This is a genomic window from Sphingomonas sp. GW821-FHT03E12 (assembly GCF_059420685.1).
This window is the reverse complement of the sequence record NZ_JBWKUF010000002.1, coordinates 522,901-539,840: the sequence shown is the minus strand read 5'-3', so window position 1 is coordinate 539,840 and position 16,940 is coordinate 522,901. Positions and strand designations below refer to the sequence as shown.

At 66.9% G+C, this 16,940-nt stretch carries 17 protein-coding genes and 1 other RNA gene; 8 read left to right on the top strand and 10 right to left on the bottom strand.

Translation table 11 applies throughout. The features are described from left to right. Nucleotides 1-125 precede the first annotated feature (125 nt). Together ligA and AC07TU_RS08155 are read left to right on the top strand one after the other, a co-directional pair. A complete protein-coding gene (gene ligA, locus AC07TU_RS08160) occupies nt 126-2,258 on the top strand; it encodes an NAD-dependent DNA ligase LigA (RefSeq protein ID WP_495187402.1) in 2,133 nt (710 codons plus the stop codon). 141 nt (nt 2,259-2,399) lie between these two features. Continuing rightward, the gene (locus AC07TU_RS08155) at nt 2,400-5,858 is read left to right on the top strand and encodes a TonB-dependent receptor (RefSeq protein WP_495187401.1); all 3,459 of its coding nucleotides are present in this window, start codon (nt 2,400-2,402) and stop codon (nt 5,856-5,858) included. Between the two features lie 177 nt (nt 5,859-6,035). On the opposite strand, the gene ffs is transcribed toward AC07TU_RS08155, so the two are convergent. The 5 genes from ffs to AC07TU_RS08130 form a co-directional block, all read right to left on the bottom strand. Continuing rightward, nucleotides 6,036-6,132: signal recognition particle sRNA small type (ffs, locus tag AC07TU_RS08150), an RNA gene on the bottom strand. Nucleotides 6,133-6,184: 52 nt separating this feature from the next. Further along, nucleotides 6,185-7,051, bottom strand: a complete 867-nt coding sequence (gene bla, locus AC07TU_RS08145; RefSeq protein WP_495187400.1) for a class A beta-lactamase — start codon at nt 7,049-7,051, stop codon at nt 6,185-6,187. Continuing rightward, nucleotides 7,048-7,383 (bottom strand): 2Fe-2S iron-sulfur cluster-binding protein, encoded by a 336-nt coding sequence (locus tag AC07TU_RS08140; RefSeq protein WP_495187399.1) that lies wholly within the window; start codon nt 7,381-7,383, stop codon nt 7,048-7,050. The genes bla and AC07TU_RS08140 overlap by 4 nt, the downstream gene beginning before the upstream one ends. Beyond that, entirely contained in the window at nt 7,380-8,474 is a 1,095-nt protein-coding gene (locus AC07TU_RS08135) for a cysteine desulfurase family protein (RefSeq protein ID WP_495187398.1), read from the bottom strand. Before AC07TU_RS08135 ends, AC07TU_RS08140 begins: the two co-directional genes overlap by 4 nt. Then, nucleotides 8,471-9,541 carry a cysteine desulfurase family protein gene (locus AC07TU_RS08130; protein ID WP_495187669.1) on the bottom strand — a complete coding sequence of 357 codons (1,071 nt, stop codon included), beginning with the start codon at nt 9,539-9,541 and terminating at the stop codon, nt 8,471-8,473. Before AC07TU_RS08130 ends, AC07TU_RS08135 begins: the two co-directional genes overlap by 4 nt. A gap of 114 nt (nt 9,542-9,655) precedes the next feature. Here AC07TU_RS08130 and AC07TU_RS08125 point away from each other — a divergent pair, with 114 nt between their 5' ends. After that, complete coding sequence (locus AC07TU_RS08125) at nt 9,656-10,312, top strand: alpha/beta hydrolase (RefSeq protein ID WP_066574346.1); 657 nt, start codon at nt 9,656-9,658, stop codon at nt 10,310-10,312. 169 nt (nt 10,313-10,481) lie between these two features. Further along, the gene (locus AC07TU_RS08120; RefSeq protein ID WP_495187397.1) at nt 10,482-11,042 is read left to right on the top strand and encodes a lipocalin family protein; all 561 of its coding nucleotides are present in this window, start codon (nt 10,482-10,484) and stop codon (nt 11,040-11,042) included. A gap of 4 nt (nt 11,043-11,046) precedes the next feature. Here AC07TU_RS08120 and AC07TU_RS08115 read toward each other — a convergent pair whose 3' ends face one another. Next, the gene (locus tag AC07TU_RS08115; protein WP_495187396.1) at nt 11,047-11,901 is read right to left on the bottom strand and encodes an alpha/beta hydrolase; all 855 of its coding nucleotides are present in this window, start codon (nt 11,899-11,901) and stop codon (nt 11,047-11,049) included. Between the two features lie 90 nt (nt 11,902-11,991). On the opposite strand from AC07TU_RS08115, the gene AC07TU_RS08110 reads away from it, so the two are divergent. Beyond that, nucleotides 11,992-12,459, top strand: a complete 468-nt coding sequence (locus AC07TU_RS08110; RefSeq protein WP_495187395.1) for a GFA family protein — start codon at nt 11,992-11,994, stop codon at nt 12,457-12,459. Between the two features lie 7 nt (nt 12,460-12,466). Here AC07TU_RS08110 and AC07TU_RS08105 read toward each other — a convergent pair whose 3' ends face one another. Together AC07TU_RS08105 and AC07TU_RS08100 are read right to left on the bottom strand one after the other, a co-directional pair. Continuing rightward, nucleotides 12,467-13,372, bottom strand: coding sequence for an ATP-grasp domain-containing protein (locus AC07TU_RS08105; RefSeq protein WP_495187394.1), 906 nt, complete (start codon nt 13,370-13,372; stop codon nt 12,467-12,469). 23 nt (nt 13,373-13,395) lie between these two features. Beyond that, complete coding sequence (locus AC07TU_RS08100; protein ID WP_495187393.1) at nt 13,396-13,569, bottom strand: hypothetical protein; 174 nt, start codon at nt 13,567-13,569, stop codon at nt 13,396-13,398. A 131-nt stretch (nt 13,570-13,700) separates the two neighbouring features. Here AC07TU_RS08100 and AC07TU_RS08095 point away from each other — a divergent pair, with 131 nt between their 5' ends. The 3 genes from AC07TU_RS08095 to AC07TU_RS08085 all read left to right on the top strand — a co-directional run bounded on the left by AC07TU_RS08095 (nt 13,701) and on the right by AC07TU_RS08085 (nt 15,458). Next, on the top strand, nt 13,701-14,132 hold the full coding sequence (locus tag AC07TU_RS08095; protein ID WP_495187392.1) for a hypothetical protein: 432 nt from the start codon (nt 13,701-13,703) through the stop codon (nt 14,130-14,132). A gap of 4 nt (nt 14,133-14,136) precedes the next feature. Further along, the gene (locus AC07TU_RS08090; RefSeq protein ID WP_495187391.1) at nt 14,137-14,946 is read left to right on the top strand and encodes a ferredoxin--NADP reductase; all 810 of its coding nucleotides are present in this window, start codon (nt 14,137-14,139) and stop codon (nt 14,944-14,946) included. A 74-nt stretch (nt 14,947-15,020) separates the two neighbouring features. Further along, on the top strand, nt 15,021-15,458 hold the full coding sequence (locus AC07TU_RS08085) for a hypothetical protein (RefSeq protein WP_495187390.1): 438 nt from the start codon (nt 15,021-15,023) through the stop codon (nt 15,456-15,458). A gap of 24 nt (nt 15,459-15,482) precedes the next feature. Here AC07TU_RS08085 and AC07TU_RS08080 read toward each other — a convergent pair whose 3' ends face one another. Together AC07TU_RS08080 and AC07TU_RS08075 are read right to left on the bottom strand one after the other, a co-directional pair. Continuing rightward, nucleotides 15,483-15,827 carry a hypothetical protein gene (locus tag AC07TU_RS08080; protein ID WP_495187389.1) on the bottom strand — a complete coding sequence of 115 codons (345 nt, stop codon included), beginning with the start codon at nt 15,825-15,827 and terminating at the stop codon, nt 15,483-15,485. Nucleotides 15,828-15,913: 86 nt separating this feature from the next. Beyond that, nucleotides 15,914-16,882: a threonine ammonia-lyase gene (locus AC07TU_RS08075; RefSeq protein WP_495187388.1), complete on the bottom strand. Its 969-nt coding sequence runs from the start codon at nt 16,880-16,882 to the stop codon at nt 15,914-15,916. Nucleotides 16,883-16,940 lie beyond the last annotated feature (58 nt).

Genomic DNA, 16,940 nt, shown 5'->3' with positions numbered 1-16,940 from the left:
GCACTTCGCTGGAGCCTCGTGCGTCAGCGCCCGCCGCCCGGTGGCCCCCGGAACAAGTCCGGGGTGACGATCGGGCGCGCGCAGTGGCCGTTGCAGAGATTGAGCCTCGGGCTTAGCGAGAACGCATGACCAAGCTCCCCGCCACCGATATCGACGCCGCCGCTGAACTCGAAACGCTGGCGAGCGAGATCGCGCGCCACAACCGGCTCTACCATACCGACGACGCGCCGGAGATCAGCGACGCCGATTATGACGCGCTGATGCGGCGCAACACCGCGATTGAGGCAGCCTTTCCGCACCTCGTCCGCGACGACTCCCCTTCCAGGCTGGTCGGCGCCGCCCCTGCGGGGAACCTGGCCAAGGTCCGCCACGCCCAGGCGATGATGAGCCTCGACAACGCCTTCTCCGACGAGGACGTGATCGAGTTCGTGCTGCGCGTCCGGCGCTTCCTCAAGCTCGGCGAGGACGATCGCGTCGCGCTCACCGCCGAACCCAAGATCGACGGCCTGTCCTGCTCGCTGCGCTACGAGAACCGCAAGCTCGTCCTCGCTGCCACCCGCGGCGACGGTCAGGTCGGCGAGAATGTCACGCCCAACGTGCTGAACATCACCGACATCCCGGTCGAGCTCCCTGCCGGCGCGCCCGATGTGTTCGAGGTGCGCGGCGAGGTCTATATGGCCAAGGACGACTTCTTCGCCCTGAACGCCCGGCTCGCGGCCGAGGCGGAGGAGAGCGGCAAGGAAGCGCGCCAATTCGCCAACCCGCGCAACGCCGCTGCCGGATCGCTGCGCCAGAAGGACCCTCTGGTCACCGCCTCCCGCCCGCTGCGCTTCCTTGCCCATGGCTGGGGCGAGACCTCGGCGCTTCCGGGCGACACGCAGTTCGCGGTGATGAAAGCGATCGAAAGCTGGGGCTTCCCGCTCCACCCGCTGTTCGTCGACTGTGTGCAGGTCGAACCCGCACTGGCGCAATATCGCAAGATCGAGAAATTGCGCGCCGACCTGCCCTTCGACATCGACGGCGTGGTCTACAAGGTCGACCGGCTCGACTGGCAGGCACGCCTTGGCAGCGTCGGCCGCGCACCGCGCTGGGCGATCGCGCATAAATTCCCCGCCGAGCGCGCGGAGACGACGCTGCGCGATATCGACATCCAGGTCGGCCGCACCGGCAAGCTCACCCCCGTCGCCCGGCTCGAACCGGTGACCGTCGGCGGCGTCACGGTGACAAACGCCACGCTGCACAATGCCGACGAGATCGAACGGCTCGGCGTGCGTCCGGGCGACCGCGTGCTGCTTCAGCGTGCCGGCGATGTGATCCCGCAGATCGTCGAGAACCTCACACGGGACGAGGCGCGCGACCCCTACGCCTTCCCGACTCACTGCCCGATCTGCCAATCCGAAGCGACGCGCGAGGAGGGCGAGGTCGATTATCGCTGCACCGGCGGCCTGATCTGCCCCGCCCAGCGACAGGAACGGCTGCGCCATTTCGTCAGCCGCGGCGCGCTGGATATCGAGGGTCTGGGCGAGAAATCGATCGTCGAGTTCCTCGACCTCGGCTGGATCGCCGAGCCCGCCGACATCTTCCGCTTGCGCACGCACCGCGACGATCTGCTCGGCCGCGAAGGGTGGAAGGACAAGTCGGTCGACAATCTACTCGCCGCGATCGAGGCGAAGCGGACCCCCGATGCCGCGCGGCTGCTGTTCGGCCTCGGCATCCGTCACATCGGGTCGATCACCGCGCGCGACCTGCTCAAACGCTTCGCCACCCTGCCCGCGCTCGCCGCGCTGGCGGACGAGCTGATCGCGTTGCGCGAAAGCATCACCCCCGCGATCGGCGAGACCGACGCCAAGTTCCGCACCCGGCTCGACAAGGCAATCGCCGAGCATATCGGCGTCGAGAATGTCGGTGCCGCGGTGGGACACGCCCTCGCCGACTTCTTCCACGAACCGCACAACCGCGCGGTCTGGGACGATCTCCTCGAGCAGGTCGCTCCGCCGGCCTTTGTCGTCGAATCGCGTGCCTCGGAAGTGACTGGAAAGACAGTGGTCTTCACCGGCAGCCTCGAGACCCTGAGTCGCGACGAGGCAAAGGCGCAGGCGGAGTCGCTGGGCGCCCGAGTCGCGGGTTCAGTGTCGGCAAAAACCGATCTGGTGGTCGCCGGACCGGGCGCCGGATCGAAACTGAAGAAGGCCGCCGACCTCGGAATCCCGGTGATCGACGAGGCGCAATGGGCAGAAATCGTGGCTTCTGCGGGTTAAGCCCGAGTGATGCTTTTTTGCAACGCACAATGGACTTGAATCAATTGTAACAATCCCGCAAAGAATCCTCCCCATGGGGCAGCGCAAGACGGTGAAATCACCGCTGCGCAGGCTTTCCGAGCCGATCCTAAGGGGACACTAATGCGAAATCATCTGTTCATCGGTGCGGCCGTGGCCGCGCTCGCGATTCCGGCTGCAGCAAGCGCGCAGCAGATCACTTCGGGCATCGTCGGCACCATCACCGATGAGAACGGCGCACCGATCAACGGCGCCAGCGTCACGATCACCGACACGCGCACCGGTGCCGAGCGCAAGCTGACCACCGGCGCCTCCGGTACCTTCAGCGCTTCGGGCCTGGTCACCGGCGGCCCCTACACCGTCGCGACGACCGCCGACGGGTATGAAGGCCAGACCGTCAACGACATCGTCACGACGCTTCAGGGCAACACCAGCCTTTCCTTCTCGCTCGCCTCGGGCGGCGGCGAAATCGTCGTCACCGGCAGCCGCGTCCGCGCCACCACCCTCGCGGTCGGACCGGGCACCTCGTTCGGCGCCGAGATTCTGGCGAACGCGCCCAGCTTCAACCGCGACGTGCGCGACGTGATCCGCATCGACCCGCGCGTCAGCCTCGACCGCGACGACGGCGGCTCGGGCCAGGATCGCATCTCGTGCCTTGGCGGCAACGATCGCGGCAACACCTTCACCGTCGACGGCATTGCGCAGAGCGACATCTACGGCCTCAACGACACCGGCTTCTCGGCGCGTTCGTCGACCCCGCTGCCCTATGACGCGATCCGCGAGACCCAGGTCCAGTTCGCGCCGTTCGACGTCGACTATGGCCAGTTCACCGGCTGCGCGATCAACGTCGTCACCAAGTCGGGCACGAACGAGTACAAGGCCGGCGCCTATTTCGAATATTCCGACTCGGGTATGCGCGGCGATACCGTCGCCGGTGCCCGCGTGGCGCCGATCAAGCCCGAAAAGCGCTGGGGCGTGAATCTGGGCGGACCGATCATCAAGGACCGCCTGTTCATCTTCGGTGCCTATGAGCACCATGAAGCCGGCCAGTCGCAGGACGACGGCCCCACCGGCGCCGGCTATGCGAACCCGCAGAACGGCATCAGCCTCGCGCAGTTCAACGAGATCCGCGACGTCCTGAAGACCAGCTACGGCATCGACACCGGCGATCTGGTGACCAGCCGCGAATATAAGAGCGACCGCTATTTCGGCCGCATCGACTGGCAGATCACCGACAACCATCGCCTTGAGGGCACCTATCAGCGGCTCGAGGAGTCGACGGTGCGTCCGGATGACCTGTTCACCGGCAGCTCGCCGCAGGCGATCGGCGCCAACACCTATTATCTGAGCGGCACGGTCTCCGACTATTATTCGGGCCGTCTCTACTCGCAGTGGAACGACAATTTCTCGACCGAGCTGCGCTATGCACGGTCGGAGATCACCGACCGTCAGGATCCGGTCGGCGGCGGCGAAGCGCAGTCGGGCAGCCCGATCCCGCGCATCATCGTCGGCATCGACAATGCGACGGGTAACGACGGTGCGGTCCTGGCCGGCCCGGGCACCTCGCGCTCGGCCAACGATCTGCGCACCAAGATCAGCCAGTACCGCGCGGTCGCAAACCTGACGATGGGCGACCACCGCATCAAGTTCGGCGCAGAACTCAACCAGGCCGACCTGTTCAACCTGTTCGTGCAGAACGCGACGGGCACGCTGGCGTTCGAGAGCGTCGCCGACCTGCGCGCCGGTCTGCTGTCGCGCGGCCGTACGGTTCCCAACACGCCTCCGGCGACCGGCAACCTCTGCTCGTCGACCACCACGACCACCCCGATCAACCTGGTCAACGGCTGCACCTATGGTGCGTTCGGCAACTTCACGCCGACCGGCGATATCAACACCGCCGCCGCCAAGTTCTCGCGCAGCATCTTCTCGGTCTATGCGCAGGACGAGTGGAAGGCGACCGACGCGCTGAAGATCACCGCCGGCGTCCGCGTCGACTGGTATGACGGCGGCCGCCCGGACTTCAATCCGGTCTTCCAGCGCCGTTATGGCATCTCGAACGCGACCGGCTTCAGCAATGTCGATCCGGTGATCCTGCCCCGCGCCGCCATCACCTATGACTTCGGCAATGACGGGATGTTCGGCCGCACCCAGCTGCGCGCCGGTGTCGGCATCTTCTCGGGCGGCGATCCGCTGGTCTGGTTCGGCAATGCCTTCCAGAACGACGGCAGCACCTTCGGAACGGGCCAGAGCACGACCGCGGCTTGCGGTGCCGCGCGCCTCAACGTCCTGAGCGGCGGCAAGTTCACCGGCGTGCCGACCTGTATCCAGGCTTCGGGGCAGGCGACCGCCGCTGCGAGCCAGGGCAATACCCAGTCGATCGATCCGAACATCAAGATGCCGACGGTGTTCCGCGCGAACATCGGCCTGAAGACCGAACTCAATCTGACCGAGAGCGGCTTCTTCAGCGGCTGGAACCTCGATCTCGACTATATCTACAGCAAGTATCGCAACCCGTTCACGCTGGTCGACCTCGCCCAGGCGATCGACACGCGCAACGGCCTGAACGGCTACACGATCGACGGCCGTCCGATCTATCGCACGATCGACCTGCTCGCCACGGGCTGCTCGGGCCGCCTGGTCGATGCGGGCGCTCCGCCGGTCTACACCGGCCTCACGGCAGCCTGCTTCACCGGCAGCCGCGGCGCCGAGCTGATGCTGACCAACCAGAAGGGGTATCGCAGCCACATCGCATCGCTCCTGCTGTCGAAGCACTTCGAGGGCGGCCTGATCACCGAGGGCGGTTCGACCTATGTGAACATCGGCTATGCGTACACCGACTCGCATGACCGCCGGAACATGTACAACTCGACCGCCGGCTCGAACTATGGCCAGAGCGCTGCGTTCGACCGCCAGAACCCGGCCGAATCGACCGGCTTCTATGAGAGCCGCCACAACATCACCTTCTCGGCGAACTTCCGGAACGAGTTCTTCTCGGATCTCGGCACGTCGCTGGGTGTGAGCTTCGTGGCACGTGCGGGCCGTCCGTACAGCCTGACCTGGACCGGGAACAACATCTTCAACCCGACCAATGGCGGTCTGACCACGAACGATAACGCGCTGGTCTACATCCCGACGGGCGCCACCGACCCCAACATCGCGCCGACCTCGAACGCGGCGGCGGTGACGAGCCTCGTCAACTTCGTGAACGGCCTGGAGTGCGCCAAGAAGTACGCCGGCAGCACGATCCCGCGGAATACCTGCCGCAACGACTGGTATTTCGACATGGATCTGACCTTCTCGCAGGAGCTGCCTGGACCGGGCCGCCTGTTCGGCAAGAACGATCGCATGAAGGCGTTCGTGATGGTCGACAACTTCCTGAACCTGCTTGACCAGAACTGGAACGTTCAGCGCCGCCGCAACTTCTTCGGCGTGCAGGACATCGCTGCGACCTCGGGCGTGGACGCGCAGGGCCGCTACATCATCACCAGCGCGGCCGGTTCGACGACCTTCGGGTCGGACAACCAGATCAACGTGTCGTCGTCGGTGTGGCGCCTCAAGGTCGGCGTCAGCTACGACTTCTGATCCTTCGCGATCAGGACAAGACGAAGCCGCCGCTCCGGAAACGGAGCGGCGGTTTTCGTTTGTGAAGCGGAGGTTGGCGGCCGGGGAAGCGGCGTATCGCCGCGATGATCCGGAATTGTCAGCGAATCGCCCAAACGCGCGCGACAGTGCCGCCCGCTAGCCGCCCGACGATGTGAGGAGGTGGGAGCCGGGACGACCCGACACGAAAATCGTTACGGCTGCTTCCTTCCGGACCTGACCGGGTTGGCGACGGCATCGTCCGCCCGACTCCCGCGGCGCATATGGGGGAAACCTCCCGCGATTGCAACGCCGGCGGTTCGCGCCCTTCAGCCGAACAACAGCCCGACCAGTTCCCCCACCTTGGCATGCGCGGCATTGGCCTTGGCCAACGGCAACATCGGCGCATCCATGTAACAGGTGATGAGCAGCGGCTTGCGGCCGGGCGGCGTGGCGATCGCGATGTCGTGGACATAGCCCTCGCCGCTCGTCCCGGTCTTGTCGCCGACACGCCACGTCTTGGGCAGCCCCGCGCGCAGGCGATCCTTGCCGGTCGGTGACGCTTCCATCCAGCCGGTCAGCTTCGCACGCGATGCGGGCGCCAGCGCCTCGCCCAGGAGCAGCGCGTTGAGCAGCCACAGCATCGCCTGTGGCGTGGTGGTGTCGCGTACCTCGCCGTTGCGGACATTGTTGAGCGTCGGCTCGTCGCGGTCCGAGCGGGTGAGCACGTCCCCTGCCGAGCGGATGAACGCGGTCAGCCCGCGCGGCCCGGAAATCTGGCCGAAGACGAGATTGGCGGCGCTGTTGTCGCTCATCACGACCGCGGCCTCGAGCAGTGCCTCGATCGACAGCGCGCCTTTGGCGAGGTTCGCCTTCACCACCGGCGCATAGTCGAGCAGGTCCGCCTCGCTGAAACGGATCTCGCGCGCCAGGTCGATCTCGCCCCGGTCGGCGCGCGCCAGCACCGCGGCAGCGAGCGGCACCTTGAAGGTCGAGCACATCGCGAACCGTGCCTCAGCCCCGTCGAAATAGCGCCGCCCGGTGCCGCTGTCATAGACCGCAAGGCCGATCCGCCCCCCGGTCTCGTCGCGCAGCCTGTCCATGCCGCTCTTCCACTGCGCGAGCGCGGCGGACGGGAATGCGGCGAGTGCTGCGGCTCCGGCGATCATCTGGCGGCGATTGGGTGTCATGTTCATCGTCCCTGCATATCGCGATGTTCTGAAGGCAGCCTGACCGTCAACCCGTCGAGCTCGGGCGTCAGGACGATCTGGCACGAAAGCCGGCTGGTCCGCGTCGCACCGACGGCGAGGTCGAGCATATCCTCTTCCTCCTCGCTCGCGCGCGGCAGCCGGTCGAAATCCTCCGCCGCGACGATGACGTGGCAGGTGGAACAGGCCATCTGGCCTTCACATGTCCCTTCCAGCGGCATGCCCTTCGCCTGCCCGACTTCGAGCAGCGAGTAGCCCTCCTGCCCCTCCGCCTCGCAGGCAAGATCGCCATTGGGATCGAGGAAGCGCACCCGGATCATGCCGCGAACCTTTGTTCGCGCGCCGCCGCGTCGATCCGCTCGACCGCGGCGAGCAGTTCTTCCTCCGTCGTGTAGCGGCCGAAGCCCAGCCGGATACTCGACCGCGCTTCGATGTCGGAGAGGCCCATCGCCTTGAGTACATGACTCGGCCGCCCCGACCCGCTCGCGCAGGCCGACCCGGCGGAGAAAGCGATGTCGCGCAAGTCGGACATCAGCCGCGCCACGTCGAGCCCCGGATAGCGCATGTTGAGATTGCCGGGGTAACGGTCGTCCATCGATCCGTTGAGCGTCCAGCCCGATCCGCCCAGCGCCTGATAGGCCTTGCGGAACAGCTGCGCGACATGCCCGCGATCCGCCCCGAACCGCTGCTTGGCCAGCGTCGCCGCTGCGCCGAACCCAGCGCATAATGCGGGCGAGAGCGTGCCCGATCGCCCGCCCGGCTCCTGCCCGCCGCCATGCAGCAGCGGCTCCAGCTCGACCCCGTTTCGGATCCACAGCGCGCCCACGCCCTTGGGTCCGTGGACCTTGTGCGCCGACACCGCGACCAGATCGCACGCCGCCGGAATGATCTCGCGGCCATAGCCCTGCACGGCATCGCACAGCAGCAGCGCGCCGGCGCCCTTCGCCAGCGCCGCCAGCTCGTCGATCGGCTGGATCGTCCCGATCTCGTTGTTGACCAGCATCACCGCGACGAGTCCCGTGCCCGGCTTGATCGCCTCGCGCGCCGCGTTCAGCTCGACCAGCCCGTCGCTGCCCACCGGCAGCACCGTCACCGCACGCCCGCGCCGCGCCTCGGCCGCGACAGTGTCCAGCACCGCGGCATGCTCGGTCGCGATCGTCACGATCGGGCCGGTGCTGCCCTTGATCGCCCAGTTGAGCGCCTCGGTCGCGCCGCTGGTGAAGCTGACATTGCCGTTGTCGGGCATCAGGTCCGCGACCGCTTCGCGCGCCGCCTCCACCGCCGCCTTGGCCTTGCGCCCGGCCGCGTGCGCCGAATGCGGATTGGCGAACCCGGCGTTGAACCAGGGCAGCATCGCCTCGATGGCTTCAGGTGCGAGCGGCGTGGTTGCCTGATAGTCGAGATAGGTCATCCTGCTTTCGCCGCTGCCCCCATTGCAATGTCGATCCATGTGTCGGTGAACCGCCTTATGTCTTCGGCGGTGGTGCTCCAGCCCATGCTGACCCGGATCGTCCGCGCCGCCACATCCGGCTCCACCCCGAATGCCTCCAGCACCCGGCTCTGCTTCAACGTGCCCGAAGCGCAAGCGCTCCCCGCCGACACCGCGAACCCCTTAAGGTCGAAGCGCACCAGCTGCGCCGCGGCGCTGAGATTGGGCATGGCGATCGCGCGAATCTCGCTGACATATTCGCCATAGCCCATCAGCTGCTCGCCACCGTAGCTCTTGAGCGTGCGGAACATGTCCATCAGTGCCTCGTGCCGGTCCATGTCGGGCGTGGCCGTCCGCTTCGCCGCCCAGCCCTCGACCGCCGCGGCGAAACCCAGCACGGCAGGAAGGTTCTCGGTCCCCGCGCGATAACCGAATTCCTGCCCGCCCGACGGCTCGAGCAGGCCGAGATCGCCGACCAGCAACGCGCCGATCCCGATCGGTCCGCCCAGCTTGTGGGCGGAGATGACCATCATCTGTGCCTGTTTCGGAAAGCGCGTCAGCCCCCAGAGCTGCGACGCGTCGGTCACCAGCACGCCGCCGCCCGCCTCGATCATCGGCGCGTAGCGCTCGATCGGCTGGACCTTGCCCGTCTCGGGATTGACCCACTGGATCGCGATCACCGGCCGGTCACCCGCCGCCAGCGCATCCTCGACCGCATCGGGATCGACGTCCCATTCGCGGTTGACCGGCAGCACCTGCGCCTCGGGCACCGCGCGCAGCACCGCGTCATGCTCGACCGAGGATCGCCAGCGCGTGCCGCCCTTGGTCCGCCGCATCGCGATGGCCAGCGCCTCGCTCGCGCCGCTGGTGAACAGGACATGCCCCTCCCAGCCCAGCGCCGCCTTGATCCGCGCGCGCGCATCCTCCAGCGCCGCACGCGCCGCGCGTCCCTCGGCATGCGGCGAAGAGGGGTTGGCCCAGCGCAGCATCCCCTCGATCATCGCTTCGCGCACCTCGGGCCGGAGCGGCTGGGTCGCGGCATGGTCCAGATAGATGCGGTCGCTCAGGGCGGGACTCGTTTGAAATTGCGTGAAGGGGCTTCACGACTATATAGCCAGCATCACTTTCCGCGCCACCGCGCGTCTTTTCAAGCAGGTAGCATTTTGCCCGAAGTCATCATTCCCGGTCCCGAAGGCCGTCTCGAAGGGCGTTTCGCCCCCGCTCCCCGCCCCCGCGCACCGGTGGCGATGATCCTCCACCCGCATCCCAATGCGGGCGGCACGATGAACAACCGAATCGTGCAGGAGCTGTACAAGACCTTCCAGCGCCGCGGCTTCGCGACCCTGCGCTTCAACTTCCGCGGCGTCGGCAAGAGCCAGGGCGTGTTCGACAACGGCACCGGCGAGCTTTCGGACGCGGCGAGCGCGCTCGACTGGGTGCAGAGCTTCCACCCGGAGGCATCGACCACCTGGATCGCCGGCTTCGGCTTCGGCGCGTGGATCGGCATGCAGCTGCTGATGCGCCGCCCCGAAATCCGCGGCTTCATCTCGGTCGCGCCGCCCGCGAACATGTTCGACTTCACCTTCCTCGCCCCCTGCCCCTCCTCGGGCATCATCATCCAGGGCGAGAATGACGAGGTGGTGACCCCCGGCGCCGTCCAGAAGCTGGTCGACAAGTTGCGCACCCAGAAGCACATCACCATCCACCACGACACCATCCCCGGCGCGAACCATTTCTTCGAGCATGAGATGGACGAGCTGATGGGCAGCGTGGACAAGTATCTCGACATGCGGCTGGACCCGAACTCGCCGATCCGGTGAGGCTGGCAGCGTTTCAAGAATGAACTCAAAGGGCCGGAGTGCGATACTCCGGCCCTTTGTTTTTACCTCCATGTCATCCCGGCAATGGGCCGGGATGACATGGAATCGAATGTCCATGAGCGATGCGCACCCCCTACCCATGTTCCCCGCCCCGCTGCATAATGCCGCCATGAAGCAATCGACCGCGATCAAGATCGCCACCGGCGTCGCCGCCGCCGCCATCGGCGGGCTGTTCCTCTATTCGCGCGCGTCGCGCCCGCCGGTGATCAATGCCAAGGTGCCGCAGCCCGAAAAGCCGGTCGATCTCACCCGCTATGCCGGCAAATGGTATGAGCTCGCCCGGCACGAGAACCGCTTCCAGAAGGGCATGGACGCGGTGACCGCCGAATATTCGCTGGAGAAGGACGGCAAGGTCCGCATCGTCAACAGCGGGCTCCGCGCGGGCGAGAAGGAGCGCGATGTCTCCGAGGGGCATGCCATCGTCGCGGACGAGGAGACCGGCGCCAAGCTCAAGGTCTCCTTCTTCGGCCCGATCTATACTGGCGACTATTGGGTGCTCGATCATGGCGACGACTATGGCTGGTCGATCGTCGGCGAGCCCAGCGGCCGCTATCTCTGGGTGCTGAGCCGCGACCCGCACCCCACACCAGAGCTGGCCCAGATGCTGCGCGACCGGATCGAGGCGCTGGGCTATGATCGCTGGGCGCTGCGCATCACCCAGCACGGCTGAACCGTCAGGGCAGCGCGTCGATCCAGTCGTCGACGACCTTCGTTCCCGGATAGTCCGGATCGCCGAGCGACCGGTTGATCTCCATATGCCCGCGCAGGCCCCGTCCGCGCAGCGCGCGCACCTCCGCCTGCGTCCCCGCCTTCCTCAGCGCCGCCGCCAGCGCCTCGGACTGGCGGCGGCCATCCTCGCGCTCGACATGCAGGATCAGGAAGCGGGGCGCGTTGGGCAGGGCGGCATGAAGCGTGGGCGACAACGCGCGCTGCCGCACCGGATCGGTAGCAAAGGCCTGGCGGTAGGTCGGCCGCATGATCCCCGGTCCCTCGCCCGCCTGCGCCGGCACGTCATAGGCCGCGCCGTCGAGCAGTACGACGCCCCGGAGCCGGTCCAGTCCAACGCCGGCCCGCTTGAGATATTGCGGATCGGTGGCGACCAGCGCCGCGAGATGCGCTCCGGCACTATGCCCGGCGAGGACAATGCGGTTCGGATCGACACCGAGCGTTCGCGCATCGCGGACCAGCCGGACGATCGCGTCGGCGACATCCTGCGCCTGATCCTCGACCTTCGCATCGGGCACCAGCCGGTAGTTGATCGAGGCGAAGGCGTAACCGCGTCCGGTGAAGTGCGCGATCTTCGCCGCGCCGGTCGCGTTGCGCTTGTCCCCGCGTGTCCACCCGCCGCCATGGACGAACACGAACAGCGGCGCCGGCCCCTTGGCGCTGGCGGCCGGATAGAAGTCCAGCCGCTGGAGCGGCCCTGCGCCAAAGGCGATCTCGCGCGGCACCACCGGGCGCTGTGCGGCCACGGGAGCGGCCAGCAGCGCAGCCAGGATCAGTGGCGAGACGATCGATCGGATACGCATGGGCGGCACCTGTCGGTTGGTCGAAAAAACCTATCCCTCACCGTCCGGCGCAGCCATCAAAACAGTGTATCAATTTGTCGCGAGGGAACGATGGAGCGGATCGAGGTCACCGTGACCGGCGGGTGCCAATGCGGCGCAGTCCGCTATCGCACGAGCGCGATGCTCGACAATTCGCATCTCTGCCATTGCCGCATGTGCCAGAAAGCGGTGGGGAATATCTTCGCCGCGCTGGTCGCCGCGCCCAACGACGCGCTGACATGGACGCGCGGCACGCCCGCCGCCTTCCGCAGCTCCGAACATGTCGATCGGGGTTTCTGCGCGGACTGCGGCACCCCGCTCTACTACCGCAACCTGCAGGGCAGCCGCACCAACCTCACCCTCGGCTCGCTCGACGATCCGGCCGCCTTCCCTCCGAAGACGCAGATGGGCAGCGAAGCGCGGATGCCGTGGTTCGGCGACCTCTCCGCGCTCGAGGACATCGGCGCAACCGAAGCGCAGGACGCGAAATGGGCGGCGGCCATCGCTGCCAGCAACCGGCAGGCGCCGGACCGGGACTAGCCGCGCCTCAACCGATGCGTTCGAGCCAGCGCTCGACCGCCGCCACGAAGTTCCGCCCTTCGCTGGCATCGAACCGCGGGAAGAGATACGGCTCGATGAGTTCGCATTCCATCACGGCCAGCTCGCCGTCCGGACGCCGCACCAGATCGACCCGCGCGTAGAGCGCCGGTGCCGGCAGCGCATCGACCACCGCCTGAGCGCTCGCCAGATCCTTCGCCGCCGGGACGAAGGCGTGCTCTTCGCCATCGAAGGCCGACTGGACCCGATAATCCGAGCGCGCCGGGGTCTTTCGCACGGCATGGCTGAACACGCCGTCGAAGAAGATGAGGCTGAGCTCTCCCTCCTCCGCGATGCTGGCCATGAACGGCTGGATCATCACCCTTTGCTGCCAAAGGGCGTGATCGGGCGGTGGCAGCGTGTCCGACGCGCCCTTGAACTGGTTCACGCCGCCCGCGCCGATCACCGGCTTGATCACGATCTGATCGGACGCGACACCCGCATGGATGTCGCCAGGCGTCAGGTCGGCAAGGCGCTCCACCCAGAGGGTCGGGATGGAAGGAACCCCCTTTCCGGCGAGTTCGGCGAGATAGCGCTTGGACAGATTCCATTCGATCAACGCCGGCGGATTGGCGAGCGGGGTGCGCGAACCAATCGTTTTCAGGGTCGCGAGGAAGCGGTCCGGTTGCTTCGCATAGTCCCAGGTCGTCCCGACGATCGCCGCATCGAACGCTTCCCAGGTGACATCCGGCGCATCCCAGGCGACCTCCTCGAGGCTATAGCCACGCGCCTCGAACGCCGGCCCGAAGATGGCCAGCGAGGTGTCGTGCTCGAACGCGTCGTGGCGCCGTGTCGACGAGGTGGTCACCGTGCCGTGGCAGGAAAGATAGGCGATACGCCGGGATTCTCGTGTCATCACCCTTTTCTGGCGCGGTTCCGCTACACCGTCCAGATCAGCACATTCCCCAGTGCCACCAGCGCGCAGACGATCATCAGCACGCCCTTTTGCCGTTCGCCCTTGCGGATGAGCCGCGCGCCACCCCATGCCAGCGCAAAGACGGCGAGCATCAGGATTGCGAGGGTGGTGGCGCCGGCGGTGGGAAGATTATCCATTCGCCACGCATGCCCAAAGCCAGCTTCCGCGTCGAGCGAAGATAGGATTGCGCCCCTTCCGCCAAGCCAAGATATAATTGCGATTGACTCGCAATAGCCAGATGCTAGGAGCGGCGCCGAAGGGAGCGCCCGTGTACCATTATCTCGACCGCACTACCGCTTCGCTCGATCTGGGCGGGCGTTTCATCGTCTGGGCGGTGCGCGGCTGGGTGCAGGCGGTGGGGCGGCGGCATTGCCCGTGCAACGCCCTCATCGAAGGATTCACGCGCTGGAATGCGGCGGAGGCATTGCAGCCCTTTTCCATGGCCATGGCAATTCTTCATTGCGAAGCGCGCGAACCGCTTTATTTCCGCGCTCCGGGCCATAGCCGCGTCAGCGACGACGAGGCGCTGATGCTCGACCTGTTCGAGCAGGCGCCGCGCCGGCCCCAAGCCGAGATGCGGGAGATGCTGGGGATGATCGTGCCCCCGGAGAGCGCACCCGCGCTCCAGATCGCGATCGAAACCGCGGCGGCGGCGTTCGAGGCCATCGGCCTCAGCCCGTCGCAGCAACATGGAAATTGAAGTGATGAGTGACCGGAACCAAATCCCCCTCGCCCCCTCGGCGGCACTGACGGTCGAGACCGTCCTGAGCGTGCGCCACTGGAACGAGCATCTGTTCAGCTTCACCATCAGCCGTCCGCAGAGCTTCCGCTTCCGCTCGGGCGAATTCGTGATGATCGGCCTCCCCGGTGAAGGCCGCCCGCTGCTGCGCGCCTATTCGATCGCCAGCCCGGCCTATGCCGAGGAGCTCGAATTCCTGTCGATCAAGGTGCCCGACGGCCCGCTGACCTCGCAGCTCCAGAAGATCCAGCCGGGCGACCAGATCTTCCTCGGCCGCAAGCCGACCGGCACGCTCGTCACCGACGCGCTGCTGCCCGGCAAGCGCCTGTTCTTCCTGTCGACCGGCACCGGCCTCGCGCCGTTCCTCAGCCTCGCGCGCGACCCCGACGTCTACGACATGTTCAACCAGATCCTGCTGGTCCATTCGGTGCGCCGCGTCAGCGACCTCGCCTTCCGCGAGGAGCTGGAATCGCAGCTCGCCGGCGATCCGCTGGTCCAGGATCAGGCGCTGCTCCAGTTCGGCTATCTGCCGACCGTGACGCGCGAGCCCTTCCCGACGGACCAGCGCATCGGCACGCTGATCGAGAATGGCGCGCTGTTCGGCCCGCAGATGGGCGGCGAAAAGCGCCTCGACCCCGAGACCGACCGCATCATGCTGTGCGGCAGCATGGAGATGATCAAGGATCTCTCCGCGATGCTCGACGGCCTCGGCTTCGAGGAAGGCTCGAACGCCAAGCCCGGCCACTATGTGATCGAGCGCGCCTTCGTCGGCTGACCCGGCACGGCGCCGGTGCAACACCGGCGTCATATTCGCCCGCCAGTTGATCCGGATCATCCGGAGGGCACCCCATGCTGTCGAAACTGCCGCTGATCGCGATCCTCGCCATCCTGCCCGCCGCGGCGCCTGTCCAGCAGGCCGCCGCCACGGCAAGCTTCTGCGAGCGTCTGGCGCCCAAGCTCGGCATGAAGCCGAACTCGAAACGCGGCGGCAATATCCGGGAGGGCGGCTGGGACGTCAGCCTCATGAAGGGCCTGGGACCGGCGCTGTTCGGCGGCTCCTTCAATGCATCCTTCTCGCTTGAGTCACTCGGCGCGAGTTCGGCAGCCGAACAGGCGCGCCTGAAGGATGCCTGCGGGGTAACGCCCAAGGGTGTGCTCTGCAGAGTCGAAGGCCCCGCGCGGCTCACCATCGGCACGAAGGCCGGAAAGGTGGAAACCGAAGCCCTGCCGGGCGAGCGCGCCGAGGTGGAGATGCGGCGCGCCACGCTCAGCTGTCACGACGGCTGAGAGAGCGTAGCACAGGGGCTGGGTTCATTGCGCGACCCACCACGCGACGATTTTCCAGAACACGAAGGCGAGCGGTACGACCGCCGCTGCGATCATCAGCAACATGATCGTTGTCGGCCAGGGTTTGGACCCCATCAGCCTCCCGAGCACGACCCCGCTCGCACCGATGCACGTGAGAGAGGCTAGCGGCAGGGCGATGATCGACGCCAGAACAGCTGCCAGCTGGGCCCCCTCGTAGGCGCCGGTATATGCCAAGGTGAGCGTGGCCAGCCCGAAGGTGAAAGGGGTGCTGAGCATCCCCGCGACCAGGAGCATGCCGGCAGCAATCATGCACAATCGAACTGGCGCGGCTGCGGGTGTGTAGGCCATCTCAATCTCCCGACCGATTGTCGCTCACCCGAATTGCCGAATGGTGAACGGCTACCGATGCGTAACCCCGCCAACCGCCCGGCCGCTCAGTCGCTGGAACCGAGCACCTTCGCATAGGCGTCCGGATCCGCATTGCCGCCCGACAGGATCACCAGCGTGTCGGGCGTCGGATCGACCTTGCCCGCCAGCAGCGCCGCCAGCGCCACCGCGCCGCCCGGCTCGACCACCAGCCTCAGTCTGCGCGCCGCCCAGCGCTGCGCCGCGCACACTTCGGCCTCGCTCACCGCCACGCCGGTTGCGCCACGGCGCGAGAGGACGTCGAAGGTCAGCTGCGCCGGCTGGAAGGTCTGGAGCGCGTCGCACGCCGTCGGCGGCGGCGAATCGCCGATCGATTCGATCCAGCCATTGGCCAGGCTGCGGCACATATCATCCCAGCCCTCGGGCTCGACGATCGTGGTCTGCGCCTCGGGCAGCGCCAGCGTCACCCCCGACGCCAGCCCGCCGCCACCGCACGGCACCACGATCCGGCCCGGATCGGGCAACCGCATCTCCGCGGCCTGCGTCAACACCTCGATCGCCATGCTCCCCTGCCCCTCGATGATCCACGGATCGTCGAACGGCGGAACCAGCGTCGCGCCGCGGGCATGGGCGAGGTGCGCGGCGATCTTCACGCGGTCCTCCGTCATCCGGTCGTAGGCGACGACTTCCGCGCCCATCGACAGGGTCGAGTCGCGCTTCGCCGCCGGTGCGTCGGCCGGCATCACGATCACTGCGGGGATGCCGAGTCGCTTCGCGGCCCAGGCCACGCCCTGCGCGTGATTGCCGGAGGAAAAGGCGACCACGCCCTTTTCGCGATGCTCAGGGTCGATCGCGGTCAGCCGGTGCCAGGCACCGCGAATCTTGAACGCGCCGATCGGCTGCAGGCACTCGGCCTTGAACATCACCGGAATCCCTCGGATTTCCGCCACCAGCAGCGGCGTCGGCGGTAAAATCGCCGCCACCTTCGCCGCTGCATCCCGCACGCCTGCCCGAGTCGGCTGTCGCAATATCGTCACGCATCACCCCGCATCATTAATTCGGTCCCGGAATCACTTTACAAGGGGGGTCCTCGAC

What these genes read in the sequence shown, in the direction of transcription:
- AC07TU_RS08100 (WP_495187393.1), bottom strand. Translation starts at nt 13,569, where the DNA reads ATGGATAATCTTCCCACCGCCGGCGCCACCACCCTCGCAATCCTGATG.
- AC07TU_RS08120 (WP_495187397.1), top strand. Translation starts at nt 10,482, where the DNA reads ATGAAGCAATCGACCGCGATCAAGATCGCCACCGGCGTCGCCGCCGCC.
- AC07TU_RS08140 (WP_495187399.1), bottom strand. Translation starts at nt 7,383, where the DNA reads ATGATCCGGGTGCGCTTCCTCGATCCCAATGGCGATCTTGCCTGCGAG.
- AC07TU_RS08085 (WP_495187390.1), top strand. Translation starts at nt 15,021, where the DNA reads ATGCTGTCGAAACTGCCGCTGATCGCGATCCTCGCCATCCTGCCCGCC.
- AC07TU_RS08110 (WP_495187395.1), top strand. Translation starts at nt 11,992, where the DNA reads ATGGAGCGGATCGAGGTCACCGTGACCGGCGGGTGCCAATGCGGCGCA.
- AC07TU_RS08080 (WP_495187389.1), bottom strand. Translation starts at nt 15,827, where the DNA reads ATGGCCTACACACCCGCAGCCGCGCCAGTTCGATTGTGCATGATTGCT.
- AC07TU_RS08135 (WP_495187398.1), bottom strand. Translation starts at nt 8,474, where the DNA reads ATGACCTATCTCGACTATCAGGCAACCACGCCGCTCGCACCTGAAGCC.
- AC07TU_RS08105 (WP_495187394.1), bottom strand. Translation starts at nt 13,372, where the DNA reads ATGACACGAGAATCCCGGCGTATCGCCTATCTTTCCTGCCACGGCACG.
- bla (WP_495187400.1), bottom strand. Translation starts at nt 7,051, where the DNA reads ATGAACATGACACCCAATCGCCGCCAGATGATCGCCGGAGCCGCAGCA.
- ligA (WP_495187402.1), top strand. Translation starts at nt 126, where the DNA reads ATGACCAAGCTCCCCGCCACCGATATCGACGCCGCCGCTGAACTCGAA.
- AC07TU_RS08155 (WP_495187401.1), top strand. Translation starts at nt 2,400, where the DNA reads ATGCGAAATCATCTGTTCATCGGTGCGGCCGTGGCCGCGCTCGCGATT.
- AC07TU_RS08090 (WP_495187391.1), top strand. Translation starts at nt 14,137, where the DNA reads ATGAGTGACCGGAACCAAATCCCCCTCGCCCCCTCGGCGGCACTGACG.
- AC07TU_RS08115 (WP_495187396.1), bottom strand. Translation starts at nt 11,901, where the DNA reads ATGCGTATCCGATCGATCGTCTCGCCACTGATCCTGGCTGCGCTGCTG.